The organism is Pseudomonas sp. GLN_2 (assembly GCF_043106005.1).
Lineage (GTDB): Bacteria > Pseudomonadota > Gammaproteobacteria > Pseudomonadales > Pseudomonadaceae > Aquipseudomonas > Aquipseudomonas alloputida.
Map to the genome: position 1 here is coordinate 48,212 of NZ_JBICMC010000021.1, position 14,000 is coordinate 62,211.

14 protein-coding genes are annotated in these 14,000 nt (G+C 64.4%); 11 read left to right on the forward strand and 3 right to left on the reverse strand.

The genetic code is table 11. The annotated features are described in order from the left end of the window. Positions 1–25: 25 nt before the first annotated feature. From ACF8Q6_RS05555 to ACF8Q6_RS05585, 7 genes are all read left to right on the forward strand, one after another. Complete coding sequence (locus ACF8Q6_RS05555) at positions 26–1,408, forward strand: sigma-54 interaction domain-containing protein (protein ID WP_392498446.1); 1,383 nt, start codon at positions 26–28, stop codon at positions 1,406–1,408. A 224-nt stretch (positions 1,409–1,632) separates the two neighbouring features. After that, entirely contained in the window at positions 1,633–3,024 is a 1,392-nt protein-coding gene (locus tag ACF8Q6_RS05560; RefSeq protein WP_392494220.1) for a GntP family permease, read from the forward strand. A gap of 10 nt (positions 3,025–3,034) precedes the next feature. Continuing rightward, complete coding sequence (gene hbdH, locus ACF8Q6_RS05565) at positions 3,035–3,805, forward strand: 3-hydroxybutyrate dehydrogenase (RefSeq protein ID WP_392494222.1); 771 nt, start codon at positions 3,035–3,037, stop codon at positions 3,803–3,805. Positions 3,806–3,860: 55 nt separating this feature from the next. Next, complete coding sequence (gene eco / locus ACF8Q6_RS05570) at positions 3,861–4,340, forward strand: serine protease inhibitor ecotin (protein ID WP_392494223.1); 480 nt, start codon at positions 3,861–3,863, stop codon at positions 4,338–4,340. Between the two features lie 91 nt (positions 4,341–4,431). Beyond that, entirely contained in the window at positions 4,432–6,384 is a 1,953-nt protein-coding gene (locus ACF8Q6_RS05575) for an acetoacetate--CoA ligase (protein WP_392494224.1), read from the forward strand. Between the two features lie 89 nt (positions 6,385–6,473). Next, positions 6,474–6,749, forward strand: coding sequence for a peptidylprolyl isomerase (locus ACF8Q6_RS05580; RefSeq protein WP_004576651.1), 276 nt, complete (start codon positions 6,474–6,476; stop codon positions 6,747–6,749). 113 nt (positions 6,750–6,862) lie between these two features. Continuing rightward, positions 6,863–9,337 carry an autotransporter outer membrane beta-barrel domain-containing protein gene (locus tag ACF8Q6_RS05585; protein WP_392494226.1) on the forward strand — a complete coding sequence of 825 codons (2,475 nt, stop codon included), beginning with the start codon at positions 6,863–6,865 and terminating at the stop codon, positions 9,335–9,337. Here the strand turns inward: ACF8Q6_RS05585 and ACF8Q6_RS05590 are convergent. Continuing rightward, positions 9,334–9,957, reverse strand: coding sequence for a LysE family translocator (locus tag ACF8Q6_RS05590; RefSeq protein WP_192907433.1), 624 nt, complete (start codon positions 9,955–9,957; stop codon positions 9,334–9,336). The genes ACF8Q6_RS05585 and ACF8Q6_RS05590 overlap by 4 nt on opposite strands. A 131-nt stretch (positions 9,958–10,088) precedes the next feature. Here ACF8Q6_RS05590 and ACF8Q6_RS05595 point away from each other — a divergent pair, with 131 nt between their 5' ends. Together ACF8Q6_RS05595 and ACF8Q6_RS05600 are read left to right on the forward strand one after the other, a co-directional pair. Continuing rightward, on the forward strand, positions 10,089–10,898 hold the full coding sequence (locus tag ACF8Q6_RS05595; protein ID WP_392494227.1) for an AraC family transcriptional regulator: 810 nt from the start codon (positions 10,089–10,091) through the stop codon (positions 10,896–10,898). Between the two features lie 82 nt (positions 10,899–10,980). After that, positions 10,981–11,595, forward strand: coding sequence for a LysE family translocator (locus tag ACF8Q6_RS05600; RefSeq protein ID WP_392494228.1), 615 nt, complete (start codon positions 10,981–10,983; stop codon positions 11,593–11,595). Here the strand turns inward: ACF8Q6_RS05600 and ACF8Q6_RS05605 are convergent. After that, entirely contained in the window at positions 11,543–12,268 is a 726-nt protein-coding gene (locus ACF8Q6_RS05605; RefSeq protein ID WP_392494229.1) for a serine/threonine protein phosphatase, read from the reverse strand. The genes ACF8Q6_RS05600 and ACF8Q6_RS05605 overlap by 53 nt on opposite strands. A gap of 214 nt (positions 12,269–12,482) precedes the next feature. Between ACF8Q6_RS05605 and ACF8Q6_RS05610 the strand changes: the two genes are divergently transcribed. Both ACF8Q6_RS05610 and ACF8Q6_RS05615 read left to right on the forward strand, forming a co-directional pair. Next, positions 12,483–13,226: a carbon-nitrogen hydrolase family protein gene (locus tag ACF8Q6_RS05610; protein WP_392494230.1), complete on the forward strand. Its 744-nt coding sequence runs from the start codon at positions 12,483–12,485 to the stop codon at positions 13,224–13,226. Continuing rightward, positions 13,223–13,465, forward strand: coding sequence for a hypothetical protein (locus ACF8Q6_RS05615; RefSeq protein ID WP_012052437.1), 243 nt, complete (start codon positions 13,223–13,225; stop codon positions 13,463–13,465). Before ACF8Q6_RS05610 ends, ACF8Q6_RS05615 begins: the two co-directional genes overlap by 4 nt. A 4-nt stretch (positions 13,466–13,469) precedes the next feature. On the opposite strand, the gene ACF8Q6_RS05620 is transcribed toward ACF8Q6_RS05615, so the two are convergent. Next, positions 13,470–13,970, reverse strand: a complete 501-nt coding sequence (locus ACF8Q6_RS05620; protein WP_003248277.1) for a methylated-DNA--[protein]-cysteine S-methyltransferase — start codon at positions 13,968–13,970, stop codon at positions 13,470–13,472. Positions 13,971–14,000 lie beyond the last annotated feature (30 nt).

The following is a 14,000-nucleotide window of genomic DNA, read 5'->3' on the forward strand; positions in this document are numbered from 1 at the left end:
AATACATGATTCAGGATGTTCACCCATGCACGACAGCAACAGCCTCAAGGACTACCCCCAGGTACGGCAACTGGCGATCCGCTCGCTGTTCGAGATCATCGAACAGTCCAGCGAAGGCACGGTGATCGTCGACCGCCAGGCACGCATCGTCTGGATGAACGAACGCTACGCTCGGCGCTTTGGCCTGGCCGACGCTACCAGTGCCATCGGCCAGCCGTGCGAAACAGTGATCCCCGGCAGCCTGATGCGCGACGTGGTAAGCAATGGCCGCCCCATCCTGCTGGACATGCTCGACACGCCGAACGAGCCATTGGTGGTCATGCGCCTGCCCATCCACGACGACCAGGGCACGCTGATCGGCGCCATCGGCTTTGCCCTGTTCGACGAACTGCGCAGCCTGTCGCCGCTGCTCAAGCGCTACGCCAGCATGCAGCAGGAACTGGCCTCGACCCGCTCGCAACTGCGCGCCCGCCAGGCCAAGTACAGCTTCGCCCAGTTCGTAGGCAGCAGCGCGCCCAGCCTTGAAGCCAAGCGACGCGCCCGGCGTGGCGCCGGCAGCGATTCACCCGTGTTGCTGCTGGGCGAAACCGGCACCGGCAAGGAGCTGCTGGCCCACGCCATTCACGCAGCGTCAGCACGGGCACACAAAGCTTTTGTCAGCATCAACAGCGCCGCCATCCCCGAGACGTTGCTGGAAGCCGAATTCTTCGGCACCGCACCGGGTGCCTTTACCGGCGCCGACCGCAAAGGCCGCAGCGGCAAGCTGCAACTGGCCGAAGGCGGCACGCTGTTCCTCGACGAGATCGGCGACATGCCGCTGGCCCTGCAGAGCAAGCTGCTGCGGGTGTTGCAGGAAAAGGAATACGAACCGGTCGGGTCGAACCAGATGCTGCGCAGCGATGTGCGCATCATTGCCGCCACCTCCATCGACCTGCAGGCTGCCATGGCCCGCGGGGCCTTCCGCGCCGACCTGTATTACCGGCTGAATGTGCTGCCGATCGAAGTCCCGCCGTTGCGACAACGGCTTGAGGACCTGCCCGCGCTGTGCGAGGCCATATTGGCTGAGCTGGGCAGCCAGTACGAGCTGGAAGCTGAAGCGCAGCAACTGCTGGCCAGGCATGCGTGGCCGGGGAACATTCGCGAGCTGCGCAATGTGCTGGAGCGCGCGACCCTGCTGGCGGATCAGCCCCGGTTGGGGGTGGCGGACCTGCGTGCGGCATTGGGGCCATTGAGCCCGCTGGCTGAAGCGCCCGTGCGGCAGCGCTACCGTGACGCGTGCGAGGCCTTTGAACGCGGCCTGATTGCCGGGGCGCTGGCCGAACAGGGAGGAAACGTGCCAGAGGCAGCAGCAGCGTTAGGGCTGGGGCGGTCGACGCTTTACAAGAAGATGGCGGCACTGGGTCTCTAATTGGAGACTTTTGTTTCTTGTTTGAGATTACAGCGAGGGCCCGTCCTCGATAACAGGCAAGCCAGCGATGGGCTGCAACGCAGCCCCGGGGCGTCTCTGAATGTAGACACAGACTCCTAACAAAACCCTTTAACCCTTACAAATCAGCCAGTTCCATAGTTGGCACGATTCCCGCTATCTCCTGTTCAACGATAAAAACAAGACTCACCAGGAGACCCACCCCGATGACCGTGCTCATCGCACTCGCCGCTCTGGCCTTGCTGATGCTGGCCGCCTACCGCGGTTACAGCGTAATCCTCTTCGCCCCCATCGCCGCCCTCGGCGCTGTGCTGCTCACCGACCCTGCTGCCGTCGCCCCTGCGTTCACGGGGGTGTTCATGGAGAAAATGGTCGGTTTCATCAAACTGTACTTCCCGGTATTCCTGCTGGGCGCGGTGTTCGGCAAGCTGATCGAGCTGTCCGGCTTCTCCCGCTCGATCGTCGCCGCGGCCATCCGCCTGCTCGGCACCCGTCAGGCGATGCTGGTCATCGTACTGGTCTGTGCCCTGCTCACTTACGGCGGTGTTTCGCTGTTCGTGGTGGTGTTCGCGGTGTACCCGTTCGCCGCCGAAATGTTCCGTCAGAGCAACATCCCCAAACGCCTGATCCCGGCCACCATCGCCCTGGGCGCATTCTCGTTCACCATGGACGCCCTGCCCGGCACCCCACAGATCCAGAACATCATCCCCAGCACCTTCTTCAACACCACCGCCTGGGCCGCACCGTGGCTGGGCCTGATCGGCACGCTGTTCGTGTTCTTTACCGGCATGGCCTATCTGCAGCGCCAGCGCAACAAGGCCCTGCGCGCCGGTGAAGGTTATGGCACCGACTTGCGCAACGAACCGGAAACCGCTGCCGACCTGAGCCTGCCCAACCCTTGGCTGGCGCTGTCGCCGCTGATACTGGTGGGGGTGATGAACCTGATGTTCACCCACTGGATACCGCATTGGTACGGCCCCAGTCACAGCCTGCAATTGCCAGGCATGAGTGCACCGGTACAAAGCGACGTGACCAAGCTGACGGCCATCTGGGCTGTGCAGGCCGCGTTGCTGGTGGGCATCCTGATGGTCCTGGTGTGCGCCTTTGGCGCCATTCGTACACGCCTGGCCGAAGGCACCAAAAGCGCGGTGGGTGGTGCCTTGCTGGCAGCCATGAACACCGCTTCGGAATACGGCTTTGGCGCGGTAATCGCCTCGCTGCCGGGTTTTCTGGTGCTGGCCGATGCCCTGCGCAGCATCCCCAACCCCTTGGTGAACGAAGCCATCACCGTGACCTTGCTGGCCGGCATCACCGGCTCCGCTTCGGGCGGCATGAGCATCGCCTTGGCAGCCATGGGCGACACGTTCATCGCCGCCGCCCACGCGGCCGATATCCCGCTGGAAGTGCTACACCGGGTAGCCGCCATGGCCAGCGGTGGCATGGACACCCTGCCGCACAATGGCGCGGTGATCACCTTGCTGGCGGTGACCGGCCTCACCCACCGCGAGGCCTACAAGGACATTTTTGGTATTACCCTGATCAAGACCCTGGCGGTGTTCGTGGTCATCGCCACGTTCTACGCCACTGGCATCGTCTAAGGAGCATGGCATGACCCTTGAAGGCAAAACTGCACTCGTCACCGGTTCCACCAGCGGCATTGGCCTGGGCATCGCCCAGGTATTGGCCCGGGCTGGCGCCAACATCGTGCTCAACGGCTTTGGCGACCCGGGCCCCGCCATGGCGGAAATTGCCCGGCACGGGATGAAGGTTGTGCACCACCCGGCCGACCTGTCGGATGTGATCCAGATCGAGGCCTTGTTCAACCTGGCCGAACGTGAGTTCGGCGGCGTCGACATTCTGGTCAACAACGCCGGTATCCAGCATGTGGCACCGGTTGAGCAGTTCCCGCCAGAAAGCTGGGACAAGATCATCGCCCTGAACCTGTCGGCCGTATTCCATGGCACACGCCTGGCGCTGCCGGGCATGCGCACGCGCAACTGGGGGCGCATCATCAATATCGCTTCGGTGCATGGCCTGGTCGGCTCGATGGGCAAGGCAGCCTACGTGGCAGCCAAGCATGGTGTGGTCGGCCTGACCAAAGTGGTCGGCCTGGAAACCGCCACCAGTCATGTCACCTGCAATGCCATATGCCCGGGCTGGGTGCTGACACCGCTGGTGCAAAAGCAGATCGACGATCGTGCGGCCCAAGGTAAAGATCGGCTGCAAGCGCAGCACGATCTGCTGGCAGAAAAACAACCATCGCTGGCCTTCGTCACCCCCGAACACCTCGGTGAGCTGGTACTCTTCCTGTGCAGCGAGGCCGGTAGCCAGGTTCGCGGCGCCGCCTGGAACGTCGATGGTGGCTGGTTGGCCCAGTGACGGGCGGCCTGGGCCTGGCGACGGTCGCGCATTCGTTTATCAGCAAGGAGGCCTTATGCGCCCTACCCCAATGACCGCGATTCTGGCCCTGAGCCTGGCCGCCGCCTCACCCGCGATGGCCGCCAGCCTGAAGGACATCGCGCCCTACCCCGAGGCGGAAAAAGGCTTCACCCGGCAGGTTATCCACCTGCCGGCCCAGGCCGACGAGTCGGCCTATAAACTGGAAATCCTCGCTGGCAAGACGCTGCAGGTCGACTGCAATCGTCAGCGCCTGGGCGGCAACCTGGAAGCACGCACCCTGGAAGGCTGGGGCTACAATTACTACCGCCTGGACAACGTCAGCGGCCCGGCCAGCACGCTGATGGCCTGCCCGGACGGCAAGAAGACCGAGGCCTTCGTGCCAGTGGTCGGCGATGGCTTCCTGCTGCGCTACAACAGCAAGCTGCCGGTGGTGGTGTATGTGCCCAAGGATGTCGAAGTGCGCTACCGCGTGTGGGCGGCATCGCAGGATGTGCAGAAGGCTAAAGTAGAGTAGGCAGGACCGCTTTCTCTGCAGGGTCAGCCTCTTCGCAACACAGGGCTGATCCTGCCCTGAGCCTGCTTTGTTCCGGTAAAGGAGATTCGGCATGAACGATGTGCTCTGGCGCCCGTCCACAACGCAGATCGAGGCCAGCCGGATGGATGCCTTCCGCCGCCGGGTCAACCTGCGCTACAACCTGCAACTCAACGACTACCAGGCCCTGCACGGCTGGAGCATCGAACAGCGCCCCGCCTTCTGGCAAACCCTTGCCGATTATTTCCACGTTCATTGGCATACGCCGCCCAGCCAGGTGCTCAGCGAAGGGCCGCAAATGCCCGATGCACAGTGGTTCGCCAATGCCACCCTGAACTTTGCCGAACACCTGCTGCGCCGCCGCGACGACCGCCCGGCCGTGGTCGCCGTGCGCGAAGACGGCCAACGCGAAGTGTTCACCCATGCCGAACTGGCCGCACAGGTGGCCGGGCTGCAAACGGCATTCAAGGCTGCAGGTATCGTCCCGGGCGACCGGGTAGCCGCCATCATGCCCAATACCTGGCAAACACTGGTGGCCATGCTCGCCTGCACCAGCCTTGGCGCGGTCTGGTCTACCTCCTCGCCCGAGTTCGGCGTGCACGGCATCATCGACCGCTTCGGCCAGATCGAACCCAAGCTGCTGATCGTCTGCGCCGGTTACGAGTATGCTGGCAAGGCCATCGACCAGGTGACCAAGGTCAACCAGGTGTGTGCGCAGTTGCCTGGCCTGGAGCAACTGATCGTGGTGCCCCATACCCGCAAAGGCACGCGTGCCGATGAATTCCAGGCAGCCAACGTCAGCCTGTGGGATGATTTCTTCCAGCCCGGCGGCGAGCCCCGTTTCACCCCGCTGCCGTTCGACCACCCGCTGTACATCCTCTATTCCAGTGGCACCACCGGGGTGCCCAAGTGCATTGTCCATCGCGCCGGAGGCGTGCTGTTGCAACACCTCAAGGAACACGGCCTGCACAACGACCTGAAGGCCGATGACGTGCTGTTCTACTACACCACCTGCGGCTGGATGATGTGGAACTGGCTGGCCAGCGGCCTGGCGGTGGGTGCCACGCTGGTGCTGTACGACGGCTCGCCGTTCCACCCGGGCCCCGAGCGCCTTCTGGACCTGATAGAGGCCGAAGGCATCCACGCGTTCGGCACCAGCGCCAAGTACCTGGCGGCACTGGAGCAGGCAGGCCTGGAACCTGCCAACAGCCACTGCCTGACCAGCCTGCGGCTGCTGCTGTCCACCGGTTCGCCGCTGTCACCGCACAGCTATGACTATGTATACGACAAGATCAAGGCCGACCTGTGGCTCGTGTCCATGTCGGGCGGCACGGACATTGTCTCCTGCTTCGTGCTGGGCAACCCGACCCTGCCTGTGCGTCGTGGCGATATCCAGTGCAAGGGCCTGGGTATGGCGGTGGAGGTGTGGAACGAGCAGGGTCAGCCCGTGGTGGACGAAAAAGGCGAGCTGGTGTGCACGCGCAACTTCCCCTCGATGCCACTCGGTTTCTGGAACGACCCGGACGGTCGCCGTTACCACGATGCCTACTTCAGCCAGTTTCCGGGGGTGTGGGCCCAAGGCGACTACGCCGAGCAGCGTGCCAGCGGGGGCATGGTGATCCACGGTCGCTCCGACGCCGTGCTCAACCCGGGCGGCGTGCGCATTGGCACGGCGGAGATCTACCGCCAGGTGGAAAAAGTCGAACAGGTCGTGGAATGCGTGGCCATCGGCCAGGACTGGAACGGGGATGTGCGGGTGGTACTGTTCGTGCGCCTGCACGACGGCCTGCAGCTGGATGAAGCCTTGCGCCAGCACATCCGCCAGGTGATACGCCAGTACACCACGCCCCGCCATGTCCCAGCTGTAATCGCCCAGGTCAGTGACATACCGCGCACCATCAGTGGCAAGCTGGTGGAACTGGCGATTCGCGATGTGGTGCATGGGTTGCCGGTTAAGAACACCGATGCCCTGGCCAACCCGGAGGCGCTTGATCAGTTTCGCGATCGCGCAGAGCTGAAGAGCTGACATTCATCGCGCGGCCATTTAGGCGCGATCGCTACAACAGGACTCAATCAGGCATAATGCCGCCTTTTTCCCCGATGCACAGGTAGCCCATGAAAGCCCAAGCCCGCCACATACTGGTCAAGACCGCTGACGAAGCCGAAAAGCTCAAGCAGCGCATCGCCAACGGTGAGGCTTTCGACGTGCTCGCGAAAAAGTGCTCTCTTTGCCCATCGGGCAAGCGCGGTGGAGACCTGGGCGAAATTCGCCCCGGGCAGATGGTCGGCGCCATCGACCAGGTGATCTTCAAGAAGCCTTTGCGTGTGGTACACGGGCCGATCAAGAGCAAATTCGGCTACCACCTGGTGCAAACGTTCTACCGCGACTAACGCGCTAGCCCTTTGCCACCTGACATTTTTGCCAGTTGTGGTCGTGACGCACTCCTCTATACAACCCCGGTAACCCTGTGCACCACGCGTGGTGCGCAGGTTTCCCCTGGTGAATGGAGGTTTTCCTGATGCGTCTACGCCTGATGCTGACCCTGGGTTCGCTCCCGCTGCTGGGCATGGTCACGCCCGCCCAAGCAAATTGCACCTTCGCACCCGGCCCGGGTAACGACACCTACACCTGTGACAGCGGCACCGCACCCGCGTTGGTGGACAGCAGCGGCGATAACCGCCTGGTATTCCCGGCATCCGGTAGCGGCGCCATTACCGGCGACGTAACCTTCGGCGCCGGCACAGACAGCATCGACATGGGCTCTGGCAGCATCGGCGGCAACGTCAACCAGGGCGCCGGCATCGATGACTTCGTCATGAGCGGCGGCGTCATCGAAGGCAACCTCAACCAGGGTGATGGCCTGGACACCTTTCACATGAGCGGCGGCTGGATCAAGGGCACGTTCGACAGCGGCGACTATGCCGAAATGGACGACGGACGTATCGGCAACGTCAACATGCGGCTGGACGAGAACACCTTCATCATGCGTGGCGGCAGCGTCGACCGGAATGTCATCACGGCCTTCGACAAGGACTACATCGAAGTCTTCGAGGGCAACATCGGCGGTAACATCAGCGTCAGCGGTGGCGACGACCAGGTGCTGGTGCACGGTGGCCAGGTTGGCGGCGATGTGTTGCTGAGCACTGGCAACGACCGCTTCACCTGGGACGGTGGCCATATTGGCGGGCGCGTGGATGCCGGGCCAGGTGATGACACGGCACTGCTCAAAGGCCTTACGCCCGAGGTGCTGAGTATCACGTTGGACGGCGGCGAAGGTAACGACAGCCTGACGTTCGATGCCAGCCAGCCGGCAGGCGGTGCCCACTATGTGAACTGGGAGCGCGTGGCGCTGAACAACGGCAGCCGGCTGGCACTGGATGACACGCTGGTACTGGGCGACAGTGACAGCAGCACGGGCAGCCTCGCCCTCGACGCCAGCAGCCGCATCACGTCACGCCAAGGGGTGATCACTGCGTTTGCCCCAGGCCAGCGCGCCGCAATCAGCAACGCAGGCACACTTGACCTCACCGCCGGCAATGATGCCATGGGCCGCTTGCGCATCGAGGGCGATTACACCGGCAACAATGGCACCCTGCGCCTGAACAGCGTGCTGGCCGGCGATGGCGCTGCTTCCGATCGCCTGGTGGTAAGCCGCGGCGCCATCGCCGGCTCTACCCAGGTGCTCATCAACAACCTCAACGGCGCAGGTGCGGCGACGGCGCAGAACGGCATCCAGGTGGTCGAAGCCCGTGACGGCGCCACCAGCACGGCCACCGCCTTTGTACAGACCCAAAGGCTATCGGCCGGAGCCTACGACTATCGGCTGTTCAAAGGGGGCGTCACTGCCGGCAGTGAAAACAGCTGGTACCTGCGCTCGACGCTGGTTGCGCCACCCGCTCCAGCCCCTGTGCCGGCACCGGGCGAGCCGCCAGTGATCGCCCCGGCCGTCACCCCGCCCGTCGCTGCGCCTGCGCCCGGCCAGGCCGAGCTGCCGGCGCCGGTGCAGGGCCAAAGCCTGCCGCTGTACCGCCCCGAGGTCCCGGTGTATGCCGCAGCGCCGCGGGGGGCCGCGATCATCGCCCGCCAGGCACTGGGCACCTTCCACCAACGCCAGGGCGACCAGCTGTTACTGCAGGGTGAAAGCGCCCTGCCCGCCAGCTGGGGGCAAGCCTACGGCGGCACGCTGCGCCAGCAATGGAGCGGCACGGTCAGCCCGAGCCTGGATGGCGACCTGTACGGTTTCAAGGTGGGCCAGGACCTGTATGCCAAGGTTGGCGAGAACGGTTACCGCCAGCATGTCGGTATCTACGTAAGCCATAGCCGCCTGGACGCCGACGTCAAAGGGTTTGCACTGGCCGTTCACGACCGCAGCGTGGGCGACCTGAAGCTCGATGGCGACAGCGTGGGCACCTACTGGACGCTGGTCGGGCCACAGGGCGCGTACCTGGACGCGGTGTTGCAATACACCCGCCTGGATGGCCGCGCCCGCTCCGAGCGTGGCGACACGCTGAACCTCGACGGCCACGCCTGGACAGCGTCGCTGGAATCGGGCTACCCCATCACCCTGTCCGAGCACTGGCGCGTGGAACCGCAAGCTCAGCTGATTGCGCAAAAGGTCGCGCTGGACAGCGCCAGCGACGGCGTCTCGCGCATCCGTCATGACGCCCAGGTCGAGCTGACCGGCCGCTTGGGCCTGCGCCTGGAGGGTGCGTTCACGGGGAGCAGCGGGCGCCTGTTGCAGCCCTATGCGCAGGTCAACCTGTGGCACGGCGACGGTGGGCGCGACACCTTGAGCTTCGATGACGCAGACAAGATCAAGACCGATTACCGCTATACCTCAGTGCAACTGGAAGGCGGTGTGGTCGCGCAGGTCAACGAAGCGCTGAGCCTGCATGGCGGCGTGCAGTACACCGCCAACCTGGACAGCCGCCAGCAGGAAGCCAGCGGCGTTAACCTGGGCGTGCGCTGGCAGTTCTAGCGGCGCGCAGCCAGCAGACCGAGGCCCGCGCAACCCAGCAAGGAAGCACTGACCCGGTTGAACATCCGGCGTGGGCCGGGCCGGTTGAACCAGCGCTGCATGTAGGCGCCCAGGCCTGAGTAGATGGCGATGGCCGCCCATTCCAGCAGCAGGAACAACACACCCAGCCAAAGGAACTGCTCACTCACCGGGGTGCCGCTACCGACCGAGACGAACTGCGGCAGGAAGGCGGTGAAGATCAGGATGGCCTTGGGGTTGCCGGCCGCCACCCAGAACTCCTGGCGCGCCAGGCGCCAAGTGCCGCCTGGGTGATCGCTTGCCACCACGGTCTCGCTCACGGGTGCGCGCCACAGTTGCCAGGCGATGTAGAACAGGTAGGCCGCGCCCACCACCTTGATGGCCAGGAACAGGTATTCGCTGGTATGCAACACCACTGCCAGGCCCATCGCTGCCAGGGCGATCATGCCGCAGAAGGCAAGGATACGGCCGGCGCCGGCCACGCAGGCGGTGCGCAGGCCGTAACGGCTGGCGTTGTGCAGTGACAACAGGTTGTTGGGCCCAGGCGCCATGTTCAAGGCGAAGCAGGCGGGGATGAAAAGCAGCAGGCTTGAAAGGTCCATTCTCGTTTTCCTCTGACAACAGCCCTCTATTTCGGCGCCTTCCGGGCCCTGCGGTCAAGTAACAGCCAGCGATAAAAACTGTACGGGTTCACGGTACCTGTTACCCTGCCGGCAATACCGAGGAGCCTGTAATGCCCCGTTCCCACGCCGACATGTGGCGCGATCCGGCCCTGGCACATGTCGAAAGCCGGCGCGCCTGCCACAGCCGGGCCTGCTACAAGGCCCACAGCCACCCGACGTTTTCCATCGGTGCGGTGGATGCTGGCCGCAGCCATTTCACCGGGGCTGCCGACGGGCAGCAACACTTGGCGCCCGGCACGCTGGTACTGGTTCCGGCCCACCGCGTGCATGCCTGCAACCCGGCCCCCGGCCTGGCGTGGAGCTATCAGATGCTGCATGTGGATGCCGACTGGCTGACGCAGTTACGCCTGGAGTCGGGCCTTGGCGGTATCGAAGCTGGCGAACCGGTGCGTATCTGCAGGGAGGCTGAGGTGTATCGGCAGTTCTGCGCGCTGAACAGGTTGCTGTTTTCCAGTGCCTGCAACGGCGAGAAAGATGCGGCGCTGATTGCCTTTCTGGGGGACCTGGATTTTTCCGCGCACCCACCGCTGGCAGCGGCCCCCGCCCTGCAAGCCGCCACCTTGAACGGGTTGCTTGCACGCATCGAACACCAGGACCCTGCGCAATTGAGCCTGGAGGTATTGGCGCGGGAGGCCGGGCTTGGGCGCTATCAACTGATCCGCGCGTTTCGAGCGGCTACCGGGTTTACCCCGCATGCCTACCTACTCAATGCCCGGGTCAATCGCGGGCGGCAACTGTTGAGTGAAGGGCTGGCCCTGGCGGAAGTGGCCTACCAGCTTGGCTTTGCTGACCAAAGCCATTTCCAGCGGGTGTTCAAGGCCCATGTGGGGGTTACGCCGGGGCAGTACCGCGGAAACTGAAGGCCGCTGCAGGTGCAATATTGTTCAATACGCCAGAACGGGCCCGGCAGCAGACTGCGGTTTTTCCGCAGAGCCGCCCCCAATGCAACAATTCATGATCATCGCCCTGGCCCACTTTCTTGCCCTGCTCTCACCTGGCCCGGACTTTTTCCTGGTCGCACGCAACGCGATCAACAGCGGCTGGCGCATCGCCAGCGGCGCCTGCCTGGGCATAGCGCTGGCCAATGGCGCGTTCATTGTCATCGCCTTCACCGGGCTTTCGGTACTGCAGCAGGGCAGCCCGCTGTTCACCGCCCTGCAACTGGCCGGCGCCAGCTACCTGCTGTACATCGGCGTGCTGTTCCTGCGCCATGCCGGGCAAACCAGCCTGGGTACAGTCTTCGGTAGCCAGCGGGGGCATGGCTGGTGGCGCAGTTTGGGCATGGGCTTCTTGTCCGGCATCCTCAACCCCAAGAACGCGCTGTTCTATGCCAGCCTGGCCAGCATGGTCGCCAGCGTCAGCCCCGGCTGGAAAACGGCCTACGCCCTATGGATGTTCAGCATCGTCCTGCTCTGGGACTTGCTGGTTGCCGTGGCCATCGGCAACCAGCGGGTACTGCGGCGATTCGCCCGCAGCCTGGCGTGGCTGGAGCGGGCCTCGGGGGTCATGCTGGTGATGTTGGCGGGGGCGTTGTTGCTGCATCTGACGCGGGGCTGACCCGTTGCAAGGTGCGCATGTCGACCAAAGTGAAATGGCCGCTGGCCCAGCCCCCCGTGTCCAGGTGCCACACATTGCCCAGCAGCTTGGCCTCCAGCACCGGGGTGTGGCCGACCAGCAGGGCTCGCAGGCCCTGCACCGGTTGGGTGTCACCCTCTTTCAGGCGCCGACGCGACCACTGGCACACTTGGCGCACCTCAGGGTCGTCATCCAGCTCCAGCCAGGAGCGTAATACCGCCCAGTCGGCAAACGGGCTGTCGGCATGCAGCAGGCCTACCAGCCCGTCCGCACTCTCCACTTCCATGGCAATCGGCAACTGCTCAAACCGCTCCACGAAACGCAGTTGCTCGCGCCGCGGCAAGTCGAGGAACCAGCCCCCCCCGGCGGCGCGGTACATGCCCAGGTCGAGCCGCCCACCACGCACGCGGGTGATTGCCAAGGCCTCATGATTGCCCTGGACGGCATGGAACCAAGGCTGGGCCAGCCAGTCCAGCGCTGCCTCGCTGTGCGGCCCACGGTCGACCAGGTCGCCCACGCTGAACAAGCGGTCCACCGCCGGATCGAACCCTACCGCCTCCAGGCATTGCTGCAGGCGCTGGAAGTGGCCATGGATATCGCCCACGGCCAGATCCCGTCCCCGGATATTGGCGATCAGCCGCCGAAACCGTGCCATTACAGTGTTCCTCCGCTGGTAGCACCCTGCCCGCCTTTGCGCGGGCCGTGCTCATGGCGCTGTCACTGGACAGCATGGCACAAGGTACCGTGGCTGCGCAGGTCGGGGGGCGTTTTGCTGCCCATCCCAGGCTTCCTGAAAAACCCTTCACTGGAACAGGCGTTGGTGCCGGTAGTATGCTCGGCACGTCAATCTTCACCAGGGAATGGTTCTGATGAAACTGTGCGCCGTACAACTGGCGTCGCTCAAGGGCGATTTGCCAGGCAACCTCCAGCGCCATCTGGTTTGCATCGAGCAGGCTGCGGCCCTGGGTGCCGAACTGGTGGTGTTCCCCGAACTGTCGCTGACCGGCTATGAGCCGAGTGTGGCGCGCCAGTCCGCCCTGCCCGTCACCTCCGCACGCCTGGACCCGCTGCAGGCAGCCTGCGACCGCTTGGGCATTACCGTTGCCGTGGGCCTGCCATTGCCAACGCCCGACGGCATACGTATCGGCATGCCCGTCTTCTGCCCTGATGCGCCGCGCCAGGCCTATGCCAAGCAGCGCTTGCATGATGATGAGCTGCCTTACTTAACCCCAGGTCATCAGGCATTGCTGCTGGAGGTGGGTGAGCACCGGGTGGCGCCAGCGATCTGCTACGAATCGATGTTCATGGCGCATGCCGCCGTGGCCCGCGAGCGCGGTGCAGACCTGTACCTGGTCAGCGTTGCGAAAACCGCCAAGGGTATCCGCGAGGGATATGCGCACTACCCAGAGGTGGCACGCGAGCTGGGCATGCCGGTGTTGATGGCCAACTGTGTGGGGCCGGCCGACACTTTCATCGGTGCCGGCGGTTCTGCAGCGTGGGACAGCCAGGGGCACTTGCTGGCCAGCCTGGATGGCCACAGTGAAGGGCTGATCGTACTCGACACCCGCAGTGCCAGCGCCATCACCCTGCCCTTGAACCCGCACCCTGCATGATCTATCTGTTTCTAGCGTTGCTGAGTTACGCCAGCACCTACTGCCTGGTCGGCTTGCTGATTCAGGGCCAACTTGCCGATGTGGCCGAGGGATTGCGCCATCGGCCCGATGCGCCTACGCCCGGCGAGTACCTGCGTGAGGTCGGGCCCCGCGCACGTCAGGCCCGGCGGCAATACACCCTGATCGCCGGCTCGGTGCTGGCCGTGCTGGCCTGCCTGATCGCCAGCGGGTTCGGTTGACGCCTTACAGGTCCAGCGCCAGGCTTTGCCGCCCTTCCAGCGCCAACAGATACTGCTTGGCCGGCAGGCCACCAGCAAAGCCGGTCAGGCTGCCCGACGCGCCGATTACCCGGTGACAGGGGGCGATGATCGAAATCGGGTTGCGGCCATTGGCAGCGCCAACCGCGCGTACCGCCCTGGGGTTGCCGAGCTGCCGGGCAATATCGCTGTAGCTGCGGGTTTCGCCGAACGGTATCGCCAGCAATGCGGCCCACACCTGGCGCTGGAACTCAGTACCGGCAAAGTCCAGCGCCAGCTCGAAACGCTGGCGCTTGCCGTCAAAGTACTCGCCCAGCTGACGAGCGGTTTCCCGCAGTACCGGGCACTGGTCGTCCCGGTGCAGTGCGCCCAGGCGAACGCGGTTTTCCCGCTCCTCTTCCCACAATACGGCTGCCAGGCAATTGCCACGCGCCACAAGGGTCAGCATGCCGACGGGCGATGGCATGATCGTGAATGCGCTGGACATAGCAGGCTCCTGCAGGTTGCGATCGGCCCA

Bases quoted from the DNA above. Each gene is read 5' to 3' on its own strand.
- ACF8Q6_RS05555 (WP_392498446.1), top strand. From the start codon at position 26: ATGCACGACAGCAACAGCCTCAAGGACTACCCCCAGGTACGGCAACTG.
- ACF8Q6_RS05560 (WP_392494220.1), top strand. From the start codon at position 1,633: ATGACCGTGCTCATCGCACTCGCCGCTCTGGCCTTGCTGATGCTGGCC.
- hbdH (WP_392494222.1), top strand. From the start codon at position 3,035: ATGACCCTTGAAGGCAAAACTGCACTCGTCACCGGTTCCACCAGCGGC.
- eco (WP_392494223.1), top strand. From the start codon at position 3,861: ATGCGCCCTACCCCAATGACCGCGATTCTGGCCCTGAGCCTGGCCGCC.
- ACF8Q6_RS05575 (WP_392494224.1), top strand. From the start codon at position 4,432: ATGAACGATGTGCTCTGGCGCCCGTCCACAACGCAGATCGAGGCCAGC.
- ACF8Q6_RS05580 (WP_004576651.1), top strand. From the start codon at position 6,474: ATGAAAGCCCAAGCCCGCCACATACTGGTCAAGACCGCTGACGAAGCC.
- ACF8Q6_RS05585 (WP_392494226.1), top strand. From the start codon at position 6,863: ATGGAGGTTTTCCTGATGCGTCTACGCCTGATGCTGACCCTGGGTTCG.
- ACF8Q6_RS05590 (WP_192907433.1), bottom strand. From the start codon at position 9,957: ATGGACCTTTCAAGCCTGCTGCTTTTCATCCCCGCCTGCTTCGCCTTG.
- ACF8Q6_RS05595 (WP_392494227.1), top strand. From the start codon at position 10,089: ATGCCCCGTTCCCACGCCGACATGTGGCGCGATCCGGCCCTGGCACAT.
- ACF8Q6_RS05600 (WP_392494228.1), top strand. From the start codon at position 10,981: ATGCAACAATTCATGATCATCGCCCTGGCCCACTTTCTTGCCCTGCTC.
- ACF8Q6_RS05605 (WP_392494229.1), bottom strand. From the start codon at position 12,268: ATGGCACGGTTTCGGCGGCTGATCGCCAATATCCGGGGACGGGATCTG.
- ACF8Q6_RS05610 (WP_392494230.1), top strand. From the start codon at position 12,483: ATGAAACTGTGCGCCGTACAACTGGCGTCGCTCAAGGGCGATTTGCCA.
- ACF8Q6_RS05615 (WP_012052437.1), top strand. From the start codon at position 13,223: ATGATCTATCTGTTTCTAGCGTTGCTGAGTTACGCCAGCACCTACTGC.
- ACF8Q6_RS05620 (WP_003248277.1), bottom strand. From the start codon at position 13,970: ATGTCCAGCGCATTCACGATCATGCCATCGCCCGTCGGCATGCTGACC.